Genomic DNA, 17,588 nt, shown 5'->3' on the forward strand with positions numbered 1-17,588 from the left:
AAAAAAGAGAGGCGGTAGTTTACCTGTTCACTTAATGACTGTCGAAGGCTTGCCCGCTAATTTTGACAGTGCACAGGATTGCTACAACGGGGGCTGCGGCCACAGAGAGGACCGGCTTGAAACACGCCGTTAATACGTCCATGTAGGCTTGAGAAAAACATCCATGTTTTTCACAGTTTCAAACCGGTCCTCTCCGCAGCCGCGACTCAGCTTTTGTCGTGTCCGCTCAATGCTCCGTAACGGAAACGCTAGAAATGGAACCGGTGAGGTTTCTCTCCCGAGTAGAGAGCTCCGCCCCTACCCGCCTTGCGATGTCCTTGTAGCGCCTTGCAACTTCCGAGTCCGGCTCTGCCACTACCGAGGGGATGCCGCCGTCGGTCTGTTCGCGGATGGTCAGGTGCAGCGGGAGTTGGCCCAGCAGCGTGGTGTCGTATTCTTCGGCGATGCGTTCGCCGCCGCCGTGGCCGAAGAGGGGTTCTTCATGGCCGCAGTTGCTGCAGATGTGCACACTCATGTTTTCCACCACGCCCAGCACAGATATGTCCACCTTGCGGAACATTTCGATGCCTTTTTTGCCGTCCAGCAGGGCGATGTCCTGAGGCGTCGTGACGATAACGGCGCCGTTTACCGGGACTTTCTGGGCGATGGTGAGCTGGATGTCGCCCGTGCCCGGGGGCATGTCGAGGATGAGGTAGTCCAGTTCGTTCCACAGGGTCTGCTGCAGCAGTTGCATGACGGCGCCACTGACCATGGGGCCGCGCCAGACCATGGGGGTTTTATCGGTGACGACGAAGGCCATGGAGTTGGCCTGCAGGCCGTGAGCTTCCATGGGGACGAAGTACTTGTTTTCCCGGGTGTCGGGGCGTTTGCCTTCGGGGACGCCCAGCATCATGCCGATGCTGGGGCCGTAGATGTCCGCATCGAGAATGCCGACACGGGCGCCTTCGGCTTGTAGCGCCAGGGCGAGGTTGACGGCGGTGGTGGATTTGCCAACGCCGCCCTTGCCGGAGGCCACTGCGATGATGTTCTTGACGCCGGGAACGGACTGGATGTCTTTCTGGCCTTTGTGGGAGTGGATTTTCTGTCCCACGTGGACATCCACGCCTTCAACGCCATCGACGTTATCGAGGGCGTTGGTGAGCAGCTCTTTCAGGGCGCCGGCGATGCCTTTGGACGGGTATGGCAATTCGATCATCACGGTGACCTTGCCGCTGTCGTCCGCGGTCAGGGATTTCACCGCACCCAATTCATACAGGTCCTTGCCCAGGTAGGGGTCGCGGTACTGTTGTACGGCGGTTTCCAGTGCCTGCTGTGAAATCTGTGCCATCGGAATCTCCGGTCTAACGTCACGCGCATTTATTAGCGCGGAAACAGGTGTTTCGGGTGAAAATTATCTGCTCGGAAGGTATCATTTGTGCCCGTTTCTGGCCATAAGGGTTCTTTACCCGGAGCAAGGCCGGTAAACGCGAACGCCCAACTCCTGACGAATGAAGGTTCGGACCACAACATGACGCAAGCGAGTTCAAAGCAACAGCGCGATATTCTGGTAACCAGCGCCCTGCCGTACGCCAATGGCCCCATCCACCTGGGCCACCTGCTGGAATACATTCAGACGGATATCTGGGTGCGCTATCAGAAAATGCGTGGCCAGAACTGCTACTACGTTTGCGCGGACGATGCTCATGGTACTGCCATTATGCTCCGTGCCGAGCGGGAAGGCATCTCTTCCGAAAACCTGATTGATCGTATCCGGGACGAGCACCAGCAGGATTTCGGTGGTTTTCACATCCGCTTCGACAACTATTACACCACCCACTCCGAAGAGAACCGCCAGTTCTCGGAATACATCTATCGCCAGTTGCAGGAAAACGGCCACATCGCCACCCGCAAGATTACCCAGGCGTTCGATCCTGAAAAGAACATGTTCCTGGCGGACCGGTTCATCAAGGGCACCTGCCCCAAGTGCAAGACCGAGGACCAGTACGGCGACAACTGCGAAGCCTGCGGCGCCACCTATACCCCAGCCGAGCTGATCAATCCCCGCTCGGCGGTTTCCGGTGCCACGCCGGTGGAAAAGGAATCCGAGCACTACTTCTTCCGTCTGCCGGAATTTGCGGACTTCCTCGCGAACTGGACTCGTAGCGGTACGCTGCAGCCCCAGGTGGCCAACAAGTTGGCCGAGTGGCTGGATGCGGGCCTGCAGGAATGGGACATCAGCCGCGATGCCCCCTATTTCGGCTTCGAGATTCCCGATGCACCGGGCAAGTACTTCTACGTCTGGCTCGACGCGCCCATTGGTTACCTCGCCAGTTTCAAGAACCTGTGCAACCGGGAAGGCATTGATTTCGAGCATTTCTGGAAGGCGGATTCCACCGCCGAGGTGTACCACTTTATCGGCAAGGACATTATCAATTTCCACGCCCTGTTCTGGCCGTCCATGCTGCACAGCGCCGGGTTCCGCACACCCAGTGCCGTCTGGGCCCATGGTTTCGTGACGGTAAATGGTAAGAAAATGTCCAAGTCCCGGGGCACGTTCATCATGGCCCGGACCTATCTGGACCATCTGAATCCGGAATACCTGCGCTACTACTTCGCCGCCAAACTCACCGGCAGCGTCGACGATATGGACCTGAACCTGGAAGACTTCGCCGCGCGGGTGAACTCGGACCTGGTGGGCAAGGTCGTCAACATTGCCAGTCGCAGCGCCGGGTTCATCACCAAGCGCTTTGATGGCCAGCTCGGTACCGTCACCGAACATGAAAAGCTGAAAGAGTTTATCGAGGCCGGCGATGAGATCGCGGACTTTTTCGAGGCCCGGGAGTTCGGCCGCGCCATGCGTCGAATCATGGAACTGGCTGACATCGCCAACCAGTACGTGAATGACGAGCAGCCCTGGGTCATTGCCAAGCAGGACGGCCAGGACGACAACCTGCAGGCCATCTGCACCAACGCCATCAACATGTTCCACCTGCTGATGACTTACCTGGCGCCGGTTCTGCCGGAAACCGCCAAGGCTTCCGAGGCGTTCCTGAATGCGCCGCTGGACTGGAACAAGCGCGAGCAACGGCTTGAGAATCACGGCATCAACAAGTTCAAGCCGCTGATGAACCGCGTGGATATGGCTCAGATCGAAAAAATGCTGGACGCGTCCAAGGAAGAAATGCCCGCAGCGACAGGACAGAAGGCCCCGGAAGCCAATCGCGAGCCGATTGCGGATGAAATAGAATTCGGGGATTTCGCGAAGGTGGATCTTCGGGTCGTCAGAATTGTCAAAGCCGAACACGTGGACGGCGCCGACAAGCTGCTTCGCCTTACCCTTGACGTTGGAGAGGGCGAGCGCAACGTCTTTGCCGGCATCAAATCGGCGTACAAACCTGAGGACCTCGAAGGACGCCTGACGGTGATGGTGGCCAACCTCAAGCCCCGAAAGATGAAATTCGGGATGTCAGAGGGCATGGTGCTGGCGGCCGGCCCCGGCGGAAAAGACATTTTCATCTTGTCACCGGATTCGGGTGCCACGCCCGGCATGCGGATTATGTAATGGCGCGCTCTGATGACTGAGTATCTGCTGATCCTGGTCAGCACCATACTGGTGAACAATTTTGTGCTGGTTCAGTTTCTTGGACTGTGCCCGTTCATGGGCGTATCCGGGAAGCTGGAAACCGCCATGGGCATGTCATTGGCCACCACGTTTGTGCTGACCCTGGCCTCGGTGTGCAGCTACCTGGCGTATACCTACCTGCTGGAGCCGCTGGACCTGGCGTTCCTGAAAACCATCACGTTCATCCTGGTCATCGCCGTTGTGGTGCAGTTCACGGAGATGGTGGTGCGCAAGACCAGCCCCCTGCTCTATCGGGTATTGGGCATTTTCCTGCCGTTGATCACCACCAACTGTGCGGTTCTGGGTGTTGCCCTGCTTAACCTCAACAAGAACAATAACTTCGTGGAGTCTGTCCTGTACGGATTCGGAGCCGCCGCCGGCTTTTCGCTGGTGCTGGTGCTGTTTGCTGCCATGCGTGAACGCATCGCCGTGGCCGATGTTCCGGTTGCCTTCCGGGGCGCCGCCATTGGCATGGTCACCGCCGGGTTGATGTCTCTGGCTTTCCTGGGCTTTACTGGTCTGGTCAGCGTCTGACGGAGCGTTTGTATTATGTGGACGAGCATACTGATTGCCGTACTGGTTCTGCTCGCGCTGGCGGTTGTGTTCGGCGGCCTGCTGGGCTTTGCCGCAGAGCGCTTTCGGGTGGAAGGCAACCCGTTGGTGGACCAGATTGACTCCATGCTTCCCCAAACCCAGTGCGGCCAGTGTGGTTTTCCCGGCTGCCGTCCCTACGCCGAATCCATTGCCAACGGCGATGCCATCAACAAATGCCCTCCGGGCGGTGAAACCACCATCAAGGCACTGGCGGACCTGCTGGACGTGGAGCCACAACCGCTGGACGCGGAACACGGGGTGGAACAGGCCAAGCGTGTTGCGGTGATTCGCGAGGACGAGTGCATTGGTTGCACCAAGTGTATCCAGGCCTGCCCGGTGGACGCCATCCTCGGCGCCGCAAAACACATGCATACCGTAATCGAGAGCGAATGCACCGGCTGTGATCTGTGTGTGGAACCCTGCCCGGTGGACTGTATCGACATGATTACGGTAGAGCCCGACATTCGCTCCTGGACCTGGACACCGCCCAAATCCGGTGTGATTGCCACCGATCGTCAGGGGGCCAACGCCTGATGACACAGCTCTGGGACTTTTCCGGCGGCATCCATCCTGCCGAAAACAAACACCAGTCCACATCACGCCCTATCACTGGCGCCGGCCTGCCAGAGGTTCTGGTATTGCCGTTGCAGCAGCACATAGGCGAGCCGGCCGAAGCCTGTGTTGCAGTCGGCGATCGAGTTCTCAAAGGCCAGAAAGTTGCCGACGTGACCGGCGGCATGGGCGTACCCGTTCACGCGCCGACGTCCGGCACCATTGAATCCGTCAGCCTTCAGCCCGTTCCCCACCCCTCCGGAATGAGCGACTGGTGCATTACCCTCAAGCCCGACGGAAAAGATGAGTGGGCACCTCTCAACCCGATAACGAACTACCGGGATCTGGACCGGGAAACGGTGCTCGAACAAATCCGCGACGCCGGCATTTCCGGCATGGGAGGCGCCGGCTTCCCCACAAACATCAAGCTACGCCCGCCGAGGGACCGGAAGGTAAACACGCTGATCCTGAACGGCGCGGAGTGTGAGCCCTACATCACGGCCGACGATATGTCGATGCGGGAGAACGCGGGCGAGATCATTGCCGGGTTGCGCATCATGGCGTGGATACTGCGCCCGGAGCGGGTTGTGATCGGCATTGAGGACAACAAGCCAGAGGCCATCTCAGCGCTCAGGAAAGCCGCGGAGGGCACCCAGACAGAGATCGCGGTCATCCCCACAAAATATCCCTCTGGCGGTGAAAAACAGCTGATACAGATCCTGACAGGCATGGAAGTGCCCAGTGGCGGGATTCCAGCGGATATTGGAGTGATGTGCCAGAACGTGGGCACAGCCATCGCCGTATCCGCCGCCATTCATCGGGGCGAGCCGTTGATTTCCCGCGTCACAACGGTCACTGGGTATGCAGTTACCGATCCCGGTAATTTCGAGGTCCTGATCGGCACACCTATCGACTACCTGCTCGCGCAGGCCGGGCAGGAAAACAGCAAGCTCCACCGCCTTGTTCTGGGTGGGCCGATGATGGGCTATACCCTGGAAACGCCAGCCGTACCGGTGGTCAAGACCACCAACTGCGTCATTGCCGCCACTGCCACGGAATTACCGGACCCGGCTCCGGAACAACCCTGTATTCGCTGCAGCATGTGCGCCGAAGCCTGCCCAATGGAGTTGCTGCCCCAGCAACTGTTCTGGTACTCCAAAGCCGGGGAGTTCGACAAAGCCGAGCACCTGAACCTGTTCGACTGCATCGAATGTGGTGCCTGTTCTTACGTCTGCCCCAGCTCCATTCCGCTGGTGCAGTATTACCGGGCGGCCAAAGGCGAGATACGGGTACAACAGGCTGAACAGCTGAAAGCGGATCGCGCCCGTGAACGTTTTGAAGCCCGTCAGGCGAGACTCGAACGGGAACAGCAGGAGAAAGAACAGCGCCGCAAAGAACGAGCGAAGGCGGCTGCCGAAGCCCAGGCCAGGAAGCAGGCCGAGGCTGAAAAGGCGGACGCAGAAGGCCAGCCCGCCGATGACCGTGCCGCCAAAGCCGCCCTGGTGCAGGAAGCCCTTGCCCGTAAAAAGGCCAAGGGCCAACAACAGGCCGAAACGAAAGCTGAGACATCTGAAACCAAAGCCGCCAGCGAACCGGCGCCCGATATTGACGCCCTGGAGAAGCAGCTTGCCCAGGCCACCGCAAAGCTGAACACCATGCAAAGCATGCTGGAGGACGCCAGGGCCGAGAATGCGGACAATGTCGAAAAACTCGAGAGAGCCGTCACCAAGAACCACGACCGGGTGAAGCGGGCGGAAGAGGCTCTGGCAGAGGCCCGGCAATCTGTGGCGGCCACCGATACCCAAACGACAGACTCATGATGAACAGGCTCCAACGCTAATGGCACTTGCGCAACAGTCCTCGCCCCACGCCCGTAACGCCCGCTCCACGTCACAGGTCATGCTGTGGGTGATTCTGGCGGCCCTGCCCGGCCTGCTGGCGCTGACCCTGTTCTTTGGCTGGGGCAATCTGATCAACGTGGTCTGGTGCATCACGGTGGCACTCGCGGCCGAGGCTTCTATCCTCAAGCTTCGCAAGCGCCCGGTGGCTTTCTTCCTGAAAGACAACACTGCTGCGGTCACTGGCCTTTTGCTGGGCCTTTCCCTGCCACAGTTTGCGCCCTGGTGGGTGTCGGCGGTTGCCGTCATCGCCGCCATCGTCATGGCCAAGCAGCTCTATGGTGGTTTGGGCTCCAACCCGTTCAATCCTGCCATGGTGGGTTACGCTCTGGTGTTGATCTCGTTCCCCGTGGCCATGACCACGAATTGGGCGCAGCCCGGCCTCCTATGGGAGACCGCTCCGGGGTTTGGTGACACCCTGAGCATGATCGCCTCTGGCCAACAGACAGCGGTAGACGCCTTCACCATGGCCACGCCGCTGGATGAGTACAAACACAAGATTACCACCCACACCGCAGCGGAAGTGCTTGCTCACCCCACCTTCGGTGACGGTGTTGCCCGGGGCTGGGAATGGGTCAACGCCGCGTTCCTAGTGGGTGGTCTGGTTCTTGTCGGCCTGAAGATCATCACCTGGCACATTCCAGTCAGCATGCTGGCGGGCCTCGCACTTATGAGCCTTGCCTTTGGCAGCAACGCGGACCTGTATGCGCCGCTGTCCATGCACCTGCTGGCCGGGGGCACCATGTTGGGCGCGTTCTTCATTGCCACGGATCCGGTGTCCGCCGCGTCCAGTCATCAGGGCAAGCTTATCTACGGAGCGGGTATTGGTATCCTGATCTACCTGATCCGCACCTGGGGCGCCTACCCCGATGCGGTGGCCTTCAGCGTTCTGCTGATGAACTTCGCGGTGCCGTTTATCGACCATTACACGCCGCCCCGTACCTACGGGCATCATAAGCCCCGGCGCGGCATTCCCGGCAAGGGTCAGGGGTAAACCATGGCAGCACTCGCGAAGTCCATCCGTCGCAACGCCATTGGCCTGGGCCTGTTCGCCATCATTACAGGCGGCACCATCGCCATCACCCAGGTCATGACGGCCGAGCGCATACAGGAACAGGCCGCCAGGGCGGAAGCACAGGCGCTGTTTGAGATCATTCCGGAGAACCGGCACGACAATCATCTGCTGACCGACACGGTGCAGCTTCCGGCGGATAACGGAATGAATGCTAACGACCCCGTCACGGCCTGGGTGGCACGTCGCAATGGCCGCCCTACCGGATTGATCATGCCGGTGGTGGCCCCTGACGGTTATTCTGGCAACATTCACCTATTGGTGGGTCTGGATATGAAAGGCACGGTGCTGGGAGTTCGGGTGACCAGCCACCGGGAAACCCCTGGCCTGGGCGACCGCATTGAAACCAAGAAGTCAGACTGGATCCACTCGTTCACCGGCCGCTCTCTTGGCAACCCGGAACCAGAACGCTGGACTGTCAGGAAGAATGGCGGGGTATTTGACCAGTTCACCGGTGCGACCATCACCCCGAAAGCCGTGGTTAATGCGGTGCAAAAAACACTCATCTATTTCCGTGAGCATCGCAGCGACATTCGCGACATCCTCAATGAACCCGCGTCACCCCGAAGCACGCCTCTGACGCCCGAGGAAATCGCTGGCCAGACACCAGAACGGGAGCATTCGTAGCATGGCGACCAAATCCAGCTCAGAGATCATCCGTGACGGGCTTTGGACCAACAACCCTGCCCTGGTTCAGGTGTTGGGGCTTTGCCCCCTGCTAGCGGTGACCAGTACCGTCGTTAATGCCATCGGCCTGGGCCTGGCAACGCTGATGGTGCTGATGGGCTCGAACCTGGCAGTGTCACTGATCCGCAACTTTGTTAGCGAGTCGGTGCGCCTGCCTGCCTTCGTGATGATCATCGCCTCTTTCGTCACCTGCGCTGAACTGTTGATGCAGGCCTATACCTATGAGCTCTACCAGATCCTGGGCATTTTCATTCCGTTGATTGTGACCAACTGTGCCATTCTGGGCCGTGCGGACGCGTTTGCCTCCAAGAACCCGCCCCTACCCGCCCTGCTGGACGGTGTCATGATGGGTATCGGTTTTCTGGTAGTGCTGATTGCACTCGGCGCCATGCGGGAACTCGTGGGACAGGGCACCCTGTTTACCGATATGGATCTCCTGCTGGGCCCCATGGCGGCAGACTGGGGAATCCGTCCGCTGGAGCAATACCCGGACGTGCTCTTCATGGTGCTGCCGCCAGGCGCCTTTGTGGGGCTGGGGCTGCTTATCGCGCTGAAGAATGGCATCGACAATCATCTCAAGGCCCGCCGTACGGCGGCGGAGCCCATCGTGGCCGGTAGCAAGCGTGTGCGGGTAACAGGCCATGTATCCTGAACATCCAATGACCATTACTTTCTCAGCCAGCGGATAACCCATGAACAAGGCAAAACGTACGGAAATCTTTACCCGTTTGCGGGAAGCCAATCCGACACCCACAACCGAGTTGAACTATACCAACCCGTTCGAACTTCTGATCGCGGTGATCCTCTCGGCCCAGGCCACGGACGTCGGTGTGAACAAGGCAACAGCAAAACTATACCCCGTAGCCAACACACCCGAAAAAATCCTCGCGCTGGGAGTGGATGGCCTGAAGGAATACATCAAGACCATCGGGCTGTTTAACAGCAAGGCCGAGAACGTGATCAAGACCTGTCGTGCGCTGATTGAAAAACACGGCGGGGAGGTTCCGGACAACCGGGAAGACCTGGAAGCCCTTCCGGGTGTGGGCCGCAAGACCGCCAACGTGGTTCTGAACACCGCGTTCGGGCAACCGGCAATGGCGGTGGATACCCACATCTTCCGGGTATCGAACAGAACGGGGATTGCGCCGGGCAAGAACGTGCTGGAAGTGGAGAAGCGCCTGATGCGGCTGGTGCCCAGGGAGTTCCTGCTGGATGCCCATCACTGGCTGATCCTTCACGGGCGCTACACCTGTACCGCCAGGAAGCCCAAATGCGGCGCCTGCATCATCGAAGATCTGTGCGAATTCAAGCAGAAACGGGATTACATGGACTGACACCGGCCCCGGACAACCGGAACCGGTGCCCTTACCGGGCGCTTACCGCTGGCCCAGCATCTTCTCTTTCAGATCTTCCTGGGCAGGCTCGTCTGACAACCAGATGCCGAACAGGGCCTTCTTGAACTCCAGGTCGCCAATGGTAGCGCGTTCCTTGCCATTCTTAAGGACGCGCACGCCTTCACCCGGCAGGTAAACAAGATCAAAAACGTCACCGTCCTTGATCTCTTCTGAAAACACATCCAGGAACGCATCCACATCGTCCTTGATCGCGGCCAGGTCTCCCCCTGTGGAATTCTCAAACCCTTCCATTGTGGCGGATTTCATTTTGTCGCTGGTGATCATCCCGGAAATAATGTGCAGGGTGATGGCCTGGGGCTCGTCCGCGTTGATAATGGCCTGGCCATCGTCGATGGTCTCGGGCACATACAGACCGCCGATATAAAGGTCCATGAACCACTTGGAACGGGTACCCGCACCATTGAGCTTAAGCTCGATATCCATCGCCGAGTAGGTATCCGGCACATCAACGCCCTCCACCGTCAGAGCGGCGGCTGGTGTTGTAAGGGCTGCTGTCAGCAGCAGTGATGCAAATCCTGTTGATAGGGCCTTCTTCATCGTCCTTTCCTTATTGATCGTTATTATTGAATGTCTGATTGCACCGGAGTTCGACACCCATATCCCCCTCCGGCCATCCAAGTTTAACAGGGAGCAAACGAACGCTTACGCCGGCTGGTTCTCATTTGGCAACGCAAAAAAAACCGGCCTGCAGACAGCGGGCCGGTTTTTGGTGGTACAGAACCGATTACTTGAACAGCATGGTTCCCGACAGGCCTTCCTTCTCCAAGATTTCGCGAAGGCGACGTAGCGCCTCCACCTGGATCTGGCGAACCCTCTCACGGGTCAGTCCAATCTCCTGGCCCACTTCCTCAAGCGTGCTGATGGGGTAACCCCTCAAGCCAAAGCGGCGGGACAACACTTCCTGCTGTTTGTCACTGAGCTGATCGATCCACTTTTCGACACAGGAGCACATGTTGTTGTCCTGCAGCAGGTCGGCGGGATCAGAGGCGCCTTCGTCTGCGACGGTATCCAGAAGGGATTTTTCACCGCCGGTACCAATGGGGGTGTCCATGGACGCAACGCGCTCGTTCAGGCCCAGCATCCGCTTAACGTCTGCTACCGGCTTGTCGACCATGCGCGCGATTTCTTCCGCCGACGGCTCGTGGTCCAGCTTCTGGGTAAGCTCCCGTGCCGCGCGCAGGTACAGGTTGAGTTCCTTAACGACGTGGATGGGAAGGCGGATGGTGCGGGTCTGGTTCATGATGGCCCGCTCAATGGTCTGGCGGATCCACCAGGTCGCGTAGGTGGAGAAACGGAAGCCCCTCTCGGGGTCAAATTTCTCTACCGCACGGATAAGCCCAAGGTTACCCTCTTCTATCAGGTCCAACAGTGTCAGACCACGGTTCACGTAACGCCGGGCAATCTTGACCACCAGGCGTAGATTGCTCTCGATCATACGTTTGCGACCGGACTCCTCTCCCTTACGGGCGAGCCGTGCAAAGTACACTTCTTCTTCGGGTGTTAAGAGAGGAGAGAAACCGATTTCGTTGAGATAAAGCTGGGTGGCGTCCAGTTGTTTCTGGCTGGTGAAGTATCGACCCTGGGCCGGGATGTCTTCTTCTGTTTCAACGGCTTCCACTTCGGCCGTTTCTTTTTCTTCTACTTTGTCCTCTGCTAACAGCTGATCGTCTGCGTCTTCAACATCTGATACACGATCAATGATGAGTTCTTCATGCTCTGCTGACATAACTCTTTGCCCCGCCTTTCAATGATCCTGGAAATTCGCTCACGTCTTTTTGTTATTGCGAGCGCCTGCTTTCTTCGTGTTCTTGTTCAGGACATTTATTGCTAGCTGTTGACGGTTGCCGGAACCGTCGTTTTTTTATTGTTTGTCTCGACTATTATCTTTCGTTGCCTCTGATTTTCGGTGCCGGACGCCAGGTTTTGTTCTGCCAATCCGTTTCATCGGCCCGGGAGGTAGTGGGCGGGGTCGACCGGGTTGCCATTTTTCCGGATTTCAAAATGCAACTTGGGCCTGTCCGTGCCGCTGTTTCCCAGTTCAGCGATGACCTGTCCGGCTTTAACGTCCTCCCCTTCCTGCACCAGAATCTTCCGGTTGTGAGCATAAGCACTCAAATAGTGCTCGTTGTGGTTCACTATGATCAAGTTGCCATAACCGAGCAACCCACTTCCAGCATAAACGACATTACCACTTGCCGCTGCCCTCACAGAGTCACCTGCTTTTCCAGCAATATCAATACCTTTATTGACTTTCCCGGATGTAGAATAACCTGCAATTACGGTGCCAACGTGGGGCCAGCGCCAGTTGACATTGGATACTGTCTGGCTTTGACCCGTTAATGGTGACGACTTATCGGGCCGCCGCGAAACCGTCGGCTTTGGCTCCGGTTTGGGAGCAGGCTGTCGCGATGCGGTGCGGGTTGGTGGTCGCGAGACCGACGTTTTACTACTTCCGCCAGTCTGCGCTGTGGATGTTACATTTCCGCGAAGGTCCAGCCTGAGAACCTGCCCTGCCTTGATGTGGTAAGGCGGGCTTATACCATTGGCATTACCTAATTCCCGGTAGTCACGGCCGTACCGCCAGGCGATGCTATAGAGCGTTTCCCCGGATTTGACAACGTGGCGGCCCCAGTACACTGGCGGGTTGTAGAGGTCATCACGGTAGATTGCCTGCGTGTTGCAGCCAGTCAGCAGCATGGCGCCAAAAAGCACAAGCAGAAAGGTGTAGAGGCGCGTCCGTTTTTTTGAACACGGAGAGACAGGGGCACCGGAGGGGAGCCGCGGGAAGACTGCCGTCGCAGCAATGATGGACCCACGCACTAATCTCAAAAGAATAAAAATACGCCCGTTATTAGTAATTCGTATAAAAAATTCGGCGGTTTATAAAGTGTTTTAAGTAACTTGCTAATTTATTGCACATTTTGGGCATGAAACCAAGTTACCCATCTGTTGCGTTTGTTACTGCCCGAAACAACCGTACGGATCAAAAAGTAACACTTAGTCTCGATACGCCCGTGAACGCCGTCACAACAGCGAGCAGAAAACCAGGCTAGCGGGCGGCGCCAGGCTGTTTTTTCCTGCCCACCCATTCCACCAGCAAAACCAGCAACAGACCGGCGAACGCACAGGTTATCGCCAGCAGTAACTGTGACTCGTCACCGGTCAACTCAGCATAGCCCATCGGACTGACGCTTGCTTCATTCAGGGGCACCTGCTGGCCGGCACTGTTGGTGCGCCAGCTTAGTGTCTCTTTCCAGGGCCAGATCTTGTTCAGCGCCCCCACCATGAAGCCAGTCAACAACGCCAGCACAAGGTCATGGTAGCGATGGAACGCCCAGGTAATGAGCCGGGCAACCGACAGTAAACCGACCAGACAACCAACAGCGAAAATCCCGAGGATGCCCAGATCCAGGGAACGTATGGCGTCCAGCACCGGGACGTACATACCCAGAATCACCAGGATAAAACTGCCGGAAATTCCTGGCAGGATCATGGCGCAGATGGCCAGGGCCCCGGCACCGAAGAACACCGGCATCGAGGGCGACAACGGGCTGCCAGACAAAGTCGTTACCCACCAGGCAAAAACGGTTCCCACCGAAAATGGCAACAGCAACATTGGCTCATAACGACGAACCTGACGGCCGACGTGCCACACTGACGCGACGATCAGGCCGAAGAAAAAACTCCAGATAAGGATCGGATAAGTGGCAAGGGCATGACTGATCACGGACGCGAGTGTGGCAATACTACCCAGGATCCCCGCCAGCAGACACAGTAGGAAGGTGCCGTCACACGCCGCCCAGAATTGCCTCACCTGACCACGGATCAGATGCTGAAAGAAGGCTTGTGGAACGGCATTGATGGCTTCCAGCAACCGGAAGTAAATGCCGGTAATGAATGCAATGGTGCCACCCGACACGCCGGGTACGATATCAGCCGCCCCCATGGCCATGCCCCTCAGGAATACCGCAAAGGGATGATGGGAGTGAGGTACGTCGGCAGAAGACTCAGAGGGGCGTTCTGCGGTCACCGTACAACCCCACCCAACAGGGGCACAAAACGCACCGGTTCAATATCCCTGGTCTCGAAACGGTCGCCCTGGCGTACCATTTCCACCAACATCTGTGTGCCCTCGCCGATCGGCGCCACAATAACGCCTCCATCCGCCAGTTGGTCTTTCAGTTCCGGCGGGATCTCACGGGGTGCCGCGGTGACGATGATGCCGTCAAACGGCCCCTGTTCTGGCCACCCCATACCTCCGTCTGCGTGCTTGAGCATCGTATTACGGTAGCCGAGCTGGCGAAGCCGGTCACGGGCCCGGTCCTGGAGCGGCTTGATGCGCTCAACGCTGAAAACCTGATCCACCAACCCGGCAAGGATCGCGGTCTGGTAGCCCGACCCGGTTCCCAGTTCCAGCACTTTCCGGGGTTTGTGGTGCATCAGGGATTCTGTCATTCGCGCGACAATGTAAGGCTGAGACAGGGTCTGACTGTAGCCAATGGGCAGCGCAGTATCTTCGTAGGCCCTATGGGAAAGCGCTTCATCAAGGAATATGTGACGCGGCACGTCCGCCATGGCCGTAAGCACCTGCTCATCGGCTATACCAGCCTCTCTGAGCCTTTGTATCAGTCGCATACGGGTTCGGCGGGACGTCATTCCAATACCGTCAATCGCTGCCACCATTAACGTCCCTCCCGTCCTGACAGCAACTCAACCCACTCTCGCAGTGGCGACAGTACCTCATGGCGCGTCATATCCACGTGGACGGGAGTGATCGAAACGTAATTCTCGCGCACTGCGTTGAAATCGGTCCCCGGTCCGGCGTCGCTGCCCTTGCCAGCGGCACCGATCCAGTAACGGGACTTGCCCCGGGGGCAGGTCATCGGCACCGCGCCTTCAGCCCGGTCGCGATGGCCAAGCCGGGTCACGCGGAAGCCGGCAATCTCTTCCCATGGCACATCGGGAACGTTCACATTGAGAATGCATCGAGGACCAAGAGTTAACGGCTGATCGCTTTCCAGCAACGCGCGAACAACCCTGGCCGCCGTTTCGTAGTGGAAACGGCCTTCGTTCACCAGCGATACCGCTATTGCTGGCAACCCCAGGTTTCTGCCCTCGGTGGCAGCGGCCACCGTACCCGAATAGATAATATCGTCGCCAAGGTTGGCGTGGGTATTGATGCCCGAGACCACTCGATCAAACGGCTCTTCAAACAGCCCGTTAACCGCAAGGTGAACGCAATCTGTCGGGGTCCCGTCCACGGACCGGAAGCCATTGGGATGGTCTTCCACCGTTAGCGGGCGGCTCAGCGTCAAGGCATTGCTGGCACCGCTATGGTCCCTATCCGGCGCCACAACTTCAAGATGGCCCAGCCCCTGGAGCCCGTCGTGTAGGGCCTGAAGACCAGGCGAATGAACGCCATCATCATTGGACAACAGAATTCGCACAATTTTCTCCAATAAACGTGGTTGCGTCCGTTATATCAAACACATCGTCCAGCAACGTTGTTGCGTATTGCCCCGGCGCAAGCCGGAACGACAACCGCAACTGGTCATTGCCGTCCCAATGCCACTCCAGACCTTCCGGTTTCAGGCTCAGCGGCCGACGCTCAGGCTTCATGCGGGTGGTTGAAAACACCGCTGCCAGTTGCGGGTGCTCCGCAACCACGGAACGCTCGATTTCGCCCTGGACCGACACTGCCTCGGTGCCACCGTCGCCCCAGAGAGGACCTGTCACCATCAGGTTCTGATTTTCACATGCGCCAGGCTCTCCCTCCAGAGGTTCCAGCCAGGTGCCTGTCTCAACACGATGGGCGAGCACCTCGTTGAATAACCACGAACGTGCCGCCGAAAAGTACAATACGTTCTTACTGTCGCGACTGCCAGAGGTTGACCGCCCTCGCCCACGCTTTTTGACATTGCGACCACTCCGACGGTTCAGTGTTGTCGGGTCCATGGTCAGCGCCCTATCCAGATTGGCACCGCCATGGCCAAACCGTTGCGAACCGAAATAATTCGGGCATCCGAGGTCCCGCAACCGGGCCAGAGCCGCATCGATAGCAGATGTGTCGCCGACCACGTCCTTTAGCACCAGCTCAAACCGGTTGCCCTGATGATCGCCCCGCCTCAGTTTTCGAGCCTGGCGGTACTGAGCCAATACCGGCCAGTGTTCCTCCACCGCCTGGATGAACGCCCCATCGTCGTCTTCCTGTCCCGGCCGATAAAGGCTAAACCACTGACGCGTGACCGCATGACGGTCCTTCAGCCCGCAAAAACCCACGTCGAAATGCCGACAGCCGCAGATATTAGCAAGCTGCCGCGCCACGTAGTCGGTGTTGTCCCCGACTTTTTCCAGACGCAGGCACAGGTGCTCTCCCCCGCCGCCACTGTCATCGGGCATAGACAGCTCTTCATCCACGAAAAAGTCGCCGGGGAGCGATTTGATACGCGCCGAAGCCACCCGAGAGCCCGAGGAGGTTGGCCAGTCGAGTCGCCAGCCGTTGGAAGCGTGCTGAGCATCCGTCATGATGAAACCGGCTCCAGCAGGCAAACCGCCTGGCACGCAATGCCCTCACCGCGGCCGGCAAAGCCCAGCTTTTCGGTGGTGGTCGCCTTGACGCTGACCCGGCTCGCCGGGATGGCAAGATCCTCGGCAATGGTCAACCGCATGGCCTCAATATGGGGCGCCATTTTCGGGGCCTGGGCAATAATGGTGGCATCCACGTTACCGACACCAAACCCTTCACCGGCAACACGCTCCATCACGCGGCGCAGCAAGTCCCGGCTGTCCGCTCCCGCCCACTCATCACTGGTATCGGGAAACAGATGACCGATGTCGCCCAGGGCCACGGCACCCAACAGGGCATCTGCAAGGGCGTGCAAAAGCACGTCCCCGTCGGAATGGGCCTTGAGGGCATGGGTGTGCGGAATGGTCACACCGCCAATAACGACTTGATTTCCCTCACAGAAAGCATGGACATCAAAGCCCTGCCCGATTCGCATAGTGCTGTTTCCTTTTCAATCAGTAACGATGCAGGCTTGCCGCTAGAGACGGCTGAGGATAAAACCGGCCAGTGCCAGATCAGCGGGTACCGTAATCTTTATATTATCCGGTCGCCCCTCAACGATACAGGGAACATTGCCTGCGTATTCCATGGCCGAGGCTTCATCGGTCACCGGGTAACCTGACGCAATGGCAGCTTTCAGAGCCATCCTCAAGGCGCCACAACGGAACATTTGAGGAGTCAGGGCGCGCCACAGATGACGACGGTCGATGGTTGTCTCCACCTGATTGCTGTCACTTGCCACAAGTTTGAGCGTATCGGCCACCGGCGTCGCCAGCAAGCCACCCACAGGGTGATCCTGAAGTTGGGTCAGCAATCGTTCGAGGTCATTGGGATGCAGGCAAGGCCGGGCGGCATCGTGTACCAGCACCCAATCGTCGTCATCCGCCCGAGAGGCCAGTGCCTCAAGTGCAGACAATACCGAATCCGCACGCTCAGCGCCCCCGGCACAGGACTCTATACGTGCGTTAGAACTGGCTGCAGTTTCCGGCCACCAGGGATCGTCCGCGCGAATAGCGACCACACAACCTGAAAAATCAGCATTGTCCAATAACCTGGAGAGAGTGATATCAAGGATATATTGATGGTCCAGCCTGAGATACTGCTTCGGGCAGTCTGCCTTCATTCGCTGGCCGGAACCGGCGGCGGGAACAATCAACCAATAGCGGGGTTTACTCATGGACGTGGTCAGCTTTGATCGGCCTGG

General features: G+C 58.2%; 18 protein-coding genes. 8 read left to right on the forward strand and 10 right to left on the reverse strand.

Annotated features, from left to right (window positions below; translation table 11 throughout):
- Window positions 1-226: 226 nt before the first annotated feature.
- Complete coding sequence (gene apbC / locus SIC19_RS01645; RefSeq protein ID WP_127400952.1) at window positions 227-1,327, reverse strand: iron-sulfur cluster carrier protein ApbC; 1,101 nt, start codon at window positions 1,325-1,327, stop codon at window positions 227-229.
- Between the two features lie 180 nt (window positions 1,328-1,507).
- Between apbC and metG the strand changes: the two genes are divergently transcribed.
- From metG to nth, 8 genes are read left to right on the forward strand one after another with little or no spacing between them, the layout of a single operon-like run.
- Window positions 1,508-3,541 carry a methionine--tRNA ligase gene (gene metG / locus SIC19_RS01650; RefSeq protein ID WP_127400950.1) on the forward strand — a complete coding sequence of 678 codons (2,034 nt, stop codon included), beginning with the start codon at window positions 1,508-1,510 and terminating at the stop codon, window positions 3,539-3,541.
- A 12-nt stretch (window positions 3,542-3,553) separates the two neighbouring features.
- Window positions 3,554-4,135 (forward strand): electron transport complex subunit RsxA, encoded by a 582-nt coding sequence (gene rsxA, locus SIC19_RS01655; RefSeq protein WP_007155451.1) that lies wholly within the window; start codon window positions 3,554-3,556, stop codon window positions 4,133-4,135.
- A 15-nt stretch (window positions 4,136-4,150) separates the two neighbouring features.
- Window positions 4,151-4,729: an electron transport complex subunit RsxB gene (gene rsxB / locus SIC19_RS01660; RefSeq protein ID WP_041335008.1), complete on the forward strand. Its 579-nt coding sequence runs from the start codon at window positions 4,151-4,153 to the stop codon at window positions 4,727-4,729.
- Window positions 4,729-6,567 (forward strand): electron transport complex subunit RsxC, encoded by a 1,839-nt coding sequence (gene rsxC, locus SIC19_RS01665; RefSeq protein ID WP_127400948.1) that lies wholly within the window; start codon window positions 4,729-4,731, stop codon window positions 6,565-6,567. Before rsxB ends, rsxC begins: the two co-directional genes overlap by 1 nt.
- A 19-nt stretch (window positions 6,568-6,586) precedes the next feature.
- Window positions 6,587-7,639 (forward strand): electron transport complex subunit RsxD, encoded by a 1,053-nt coding sequence (rsxD, locus tag SIC19_RS01670; protein ID WP_075195278.1) that lies wholly within the window; start codon window positions 6,587-6,589, stop codon window positions 7,637-7,639.
- Window positions 7,640-7,642: 3 nt separating this feature from the next.
- Window positions 7,643-8,344 carry an electron transport complex subunit RsxG gene (rsxG, locus tag SIC19_RS01675; protein ID WP_091643944.1) on the forward strand — a complete coding sequence of 234 codons (702 nt, stop codon included), beginning with the start codon at window positions 7,643-7,645 and terminating at the stop codon, window positions 8,342-8,344.
- A 1-nt stretch (window position 8,345) separates the two neighbouring features.
- Window positions 8,346-9,056: an electron transport complex subunit E gene (locus SIC19_RS01680; RefSeq protein WP_036206662.1), complete on the forward strand. Its 711-nt coding sequence runs from the start codon at window positions 8,346-8,348 to the stop codon at window positions 9,054-9,056.
- Window positions 9,057-9,096: 40 nt separating this feature from the next.
- Window positions 9,097-9,738, forward strand: coding sequence for an endonuclease III (gene nth, locus SIC19_RS01685; RefSeq protein ID WP_036206660.1), 642 nt, complete (start codon window positions 9,097-9,099; stop codon window positions 9,736-9,738).
- Window positions 9,739-9,780: 42 nt separating this feature from the next.
- Here the strand turns inward: nth and SIC19_RS01690 are convergent, their stop codons facing one another.
- The 9 genes from SIC19_RS01690 to ispD form a co-directional block, all read right to left on the reverse strand.
- Window positions 9,781-10,356 carry a chalcone isomerase family protein gene (locus tag SIC19_RS01690; RefSeq protein ID WP_127400946.1) on the reverse strand — a complete coding sequence of 192 codons (576 nt, stop codon included), beginning with the start codon at window positions 10,354-10,356 and terminating at the stop codon, window positions 9,781-9,783.
- A 187-nt stretch (window positions 10,357-10,543) separates the two neighbouring features.
- On the reverse strand, window positions 10,544-11,545 hold the full coding sequence (gene rpoS / locus SIC19_RS01695) for an RNA polymerase sigma factor RpoS (RefSeq protein WP_036206655.1): 1,002 nt from the start codon (window positions 11,543-11,545) through the stop codon (window positions 10,544-10,546).
- A gap of 215 nt (window positions 11,546-11,760) precedes the next feature.
- Complete coding sequence (locus SIC19_RS01700) at window positions 11,761-12,516, reverse strand: peptidoglycan DD-metalloendopeptidase family protein (protein ID WP_185906434.1); 756 nt, start codon at window positions 12,514-12,516, stop codon at window positions 11,761-11,763.
- A gap of 352 nt (window positions 12,517-12,868) precedes the next feature.
- The gene (locus SIC19_RS01705) at window positions 12,869-13,771 is read right to left on the reverse strand and encodes a DUF368 domain-containing protein (protein ID WP_227662402.1); all 903 of its coding nucleotides are present in this window, start codon (window positions 13,769-13,771) and stop codon (window positions 12,869-12,871) included.
- 74 nt (window positions 13,772-13,845) lie between these two features.
- The gene (locus SIC19_RS01710) at window positions 13,846-14,502 is read right to left on the reverse strand and encodes a protein-L-isoaspartate(D-aspartate) O-methyltransferase (RefSeq protein WP_036206648.1); all 657 of its coding nucleotides are present in this window, start codon (window positions 14,500-14,502) and stop codon (window positions 13,846-13,848) included.
- The gene (gene surE / locus SIC19_RS01715) at window positions 14,502-15,266 is read right to left on the reverse strand and encodes a 5'/3'-nucleotidase SurE (protein WP_036206645.1); all 765 of its coding nucleotides are present in this window, start codon (window positions 15,264-15,266) and stop codon (window positions 14,502-14,504) included. Before surE ends, SIC19_RS01710 begins: the two co-directional genes overlap by 1 nt.
- On the reverse strand, window positions 15,244-16,344 hold the full coding sequence (gene truD, locus SIC19_RS01720; RefSeq protein WP_036206642.1) for a tRNA pseudouridine(13) synthase TruD: 1,101 nt from the start codon (window positions 16,342-16,344) through the stop codon (window positions 15,244-15,246). Before truD ends, surE begins: the two co-directional genes overlap by 23 nt.
- Window positions 16,341-16,820, reverse strand: coding sequence for a 2-C-methyl-D-erythritol 2,4-cyclodiphosphate synthase (gene ispF / locus SIC19_RS01725; RefSeq protein WP_036206639.1), 480 nt, complete (start codon window positions 16,818-16,820; stop codon window positions 16,341-16,343). Before ispF ends, truD begins: the two co-directional genes overlap by 4 nt.
- A gap of 42 nt (window positions 16,821-16,862) precedes the next feature.
- Window positions 16,863-17,561 (reverse strand): 2-C-methyl-D-erythritol 4-phosphate cytidylyltransferase, encoded by a 699-nt coding sequence (ispD, locus tag SIC19_RS01730; RefSeq protein ID WP_075195282.1) that lies wholly within the window; start codon window positions 17,559-17,561, stop codon window positions 16,863-16,865.
- Between the last annotated feature and the right edge of the window lie 27 nt (window positions 17,562-17,588).

It is taken from the genome of Marinobacter sp. MIT930201, from assembly GCF_047122665.1.
In the GTDB taxonomy this organism is placed as follows: Bacteria; Pseudomonadota; Gammaproteobacteria; order Pseudomonadales; family Oleiphilaceae; genus Marinobacter; species Marinobacter salarius.

What these genes read in the sequence shown, in the direction of transcription:
- SIC19_RS01705 (WP_227662402.1), bottom strand. Translation starts at nt 13,771, where the DNA reads ATGGCCATGGGGGCGGCTGATATCGTACCCGGCGTGTCGGGTGGCACC.
- rsxC (WP_127400948.1), top strand. Translation starts at nt 4,729, where the DNA reads ATGACACAGCTCTGGGACTTTTCCGGCGGCATCCATCCTGCCGAAAAC.
- SIC19_RS01680 (WP_036206662.1), top strand. Translation starts at nt 8,346, where the DNA reads ATGGCGACCAAATCCAGCTCAGAGATCATCCGTGACGGGCTTTGGACC.
- SIC19_RS01690 (WP_127400946.1), bottom strand. Translation starts at nt 10,356, where the DNA reads ATGAAGAAGGCCCTATCAACAGGATTTGCATCACTGCTGCTGACAGCA.
- rsxG (WP_091643944.1), top strand. Translation starts at nt 7,643, where the DNA reads ATGGCAGCACTCGCGAAGTCCATCCGTCGCAACGCCATTGGCCTGGGC.
- rsxB (WP_041335008.1), top strand. Translation starts at nt 4,151, where the DNA reads ATGTGGACGAGCATACTGATTGCCGTACTGGTTCTGCTCGCGCTGGCG.
- metG (WP_127400950.1), top strand. Translation starts at nt 1,508, where the DNA reads ATGACGCAAGCGAGTTCAAAGCAACAGCGCGATATTCTGGTAACCAGC.
- rpoS (WP_036206655.1), bottom strand. Translation starts at nt 11,545, where the DNA reads ATGTCAGCAGAGCATGAAGAACTCATCATTGATCGTGTATCAGATGTT.
- ispF (WP_036206639.1), bottom strand. Translation starts at nt 16,820, where the DNA reads ATGCGAATCGGGCAGGGCTTTGATGTCCATGCTTTCTGTGAGGGAAAT.
- apbC (WP_127400952.1), bottom strand. Translation starts at nt 1,327, where the DNA reads ATGGCACAGATTTCACAGCAGGCACTGGAAACCGCCGTACAACAGTAC.
- rsxD (WP_075195278.1), top strand. Translation starts at nt 6,587, where the DNA reads ATGGCACTTGCGCAACAGTCCTCGCCCCACGCCCGTAACGCCCGCTCC.
- nth (WP_036206660.1), top strand. Translation starts at nt 9,097, where the DNA reads ATGAACAAGGCAAAACGTACGGAAATCTTTACCCGTTTGCGGGAAGCC.
- truD (WP_036206642.1), bottom strand. Translation starts at nt 16,344, where the DNA reads ATGACGGATGCTCAGCACGCTTCCAACGGCTGGCGACTCGACTGGCCA.
- ispD (WP_075195282.1), bottom strand. Translation starts at nt 17,561, where the DNA reads ATGAGTAAACCCCGCTATTGGTTGATTGTTCCCGCCGCCGGTTCCGGC.
- rsxA (WP_007155451.1), top strand. Translation starts at nt 3,554, where the DNA reads ATGACTGAGTATCTGCTGATCCTGGTCAGCACCATACTGGTGAACAAT.
- SIC19_RS01710 (WP_036206648.1), bottom strand. Translation starts at nt 14,502, where the DNA reads ATGGTGGCAGCGATTGACGGTATTGGAATGACGTCCCGCCGAACCCGT.
- SIC19_RS01700 (WP_185906434.1), bottom strand. Translation starts at nt 12,516, where the DNA reads ATGCTGCTGACTGGCTGCAACACGCAGGCAATCTACCGTGATGACCTC.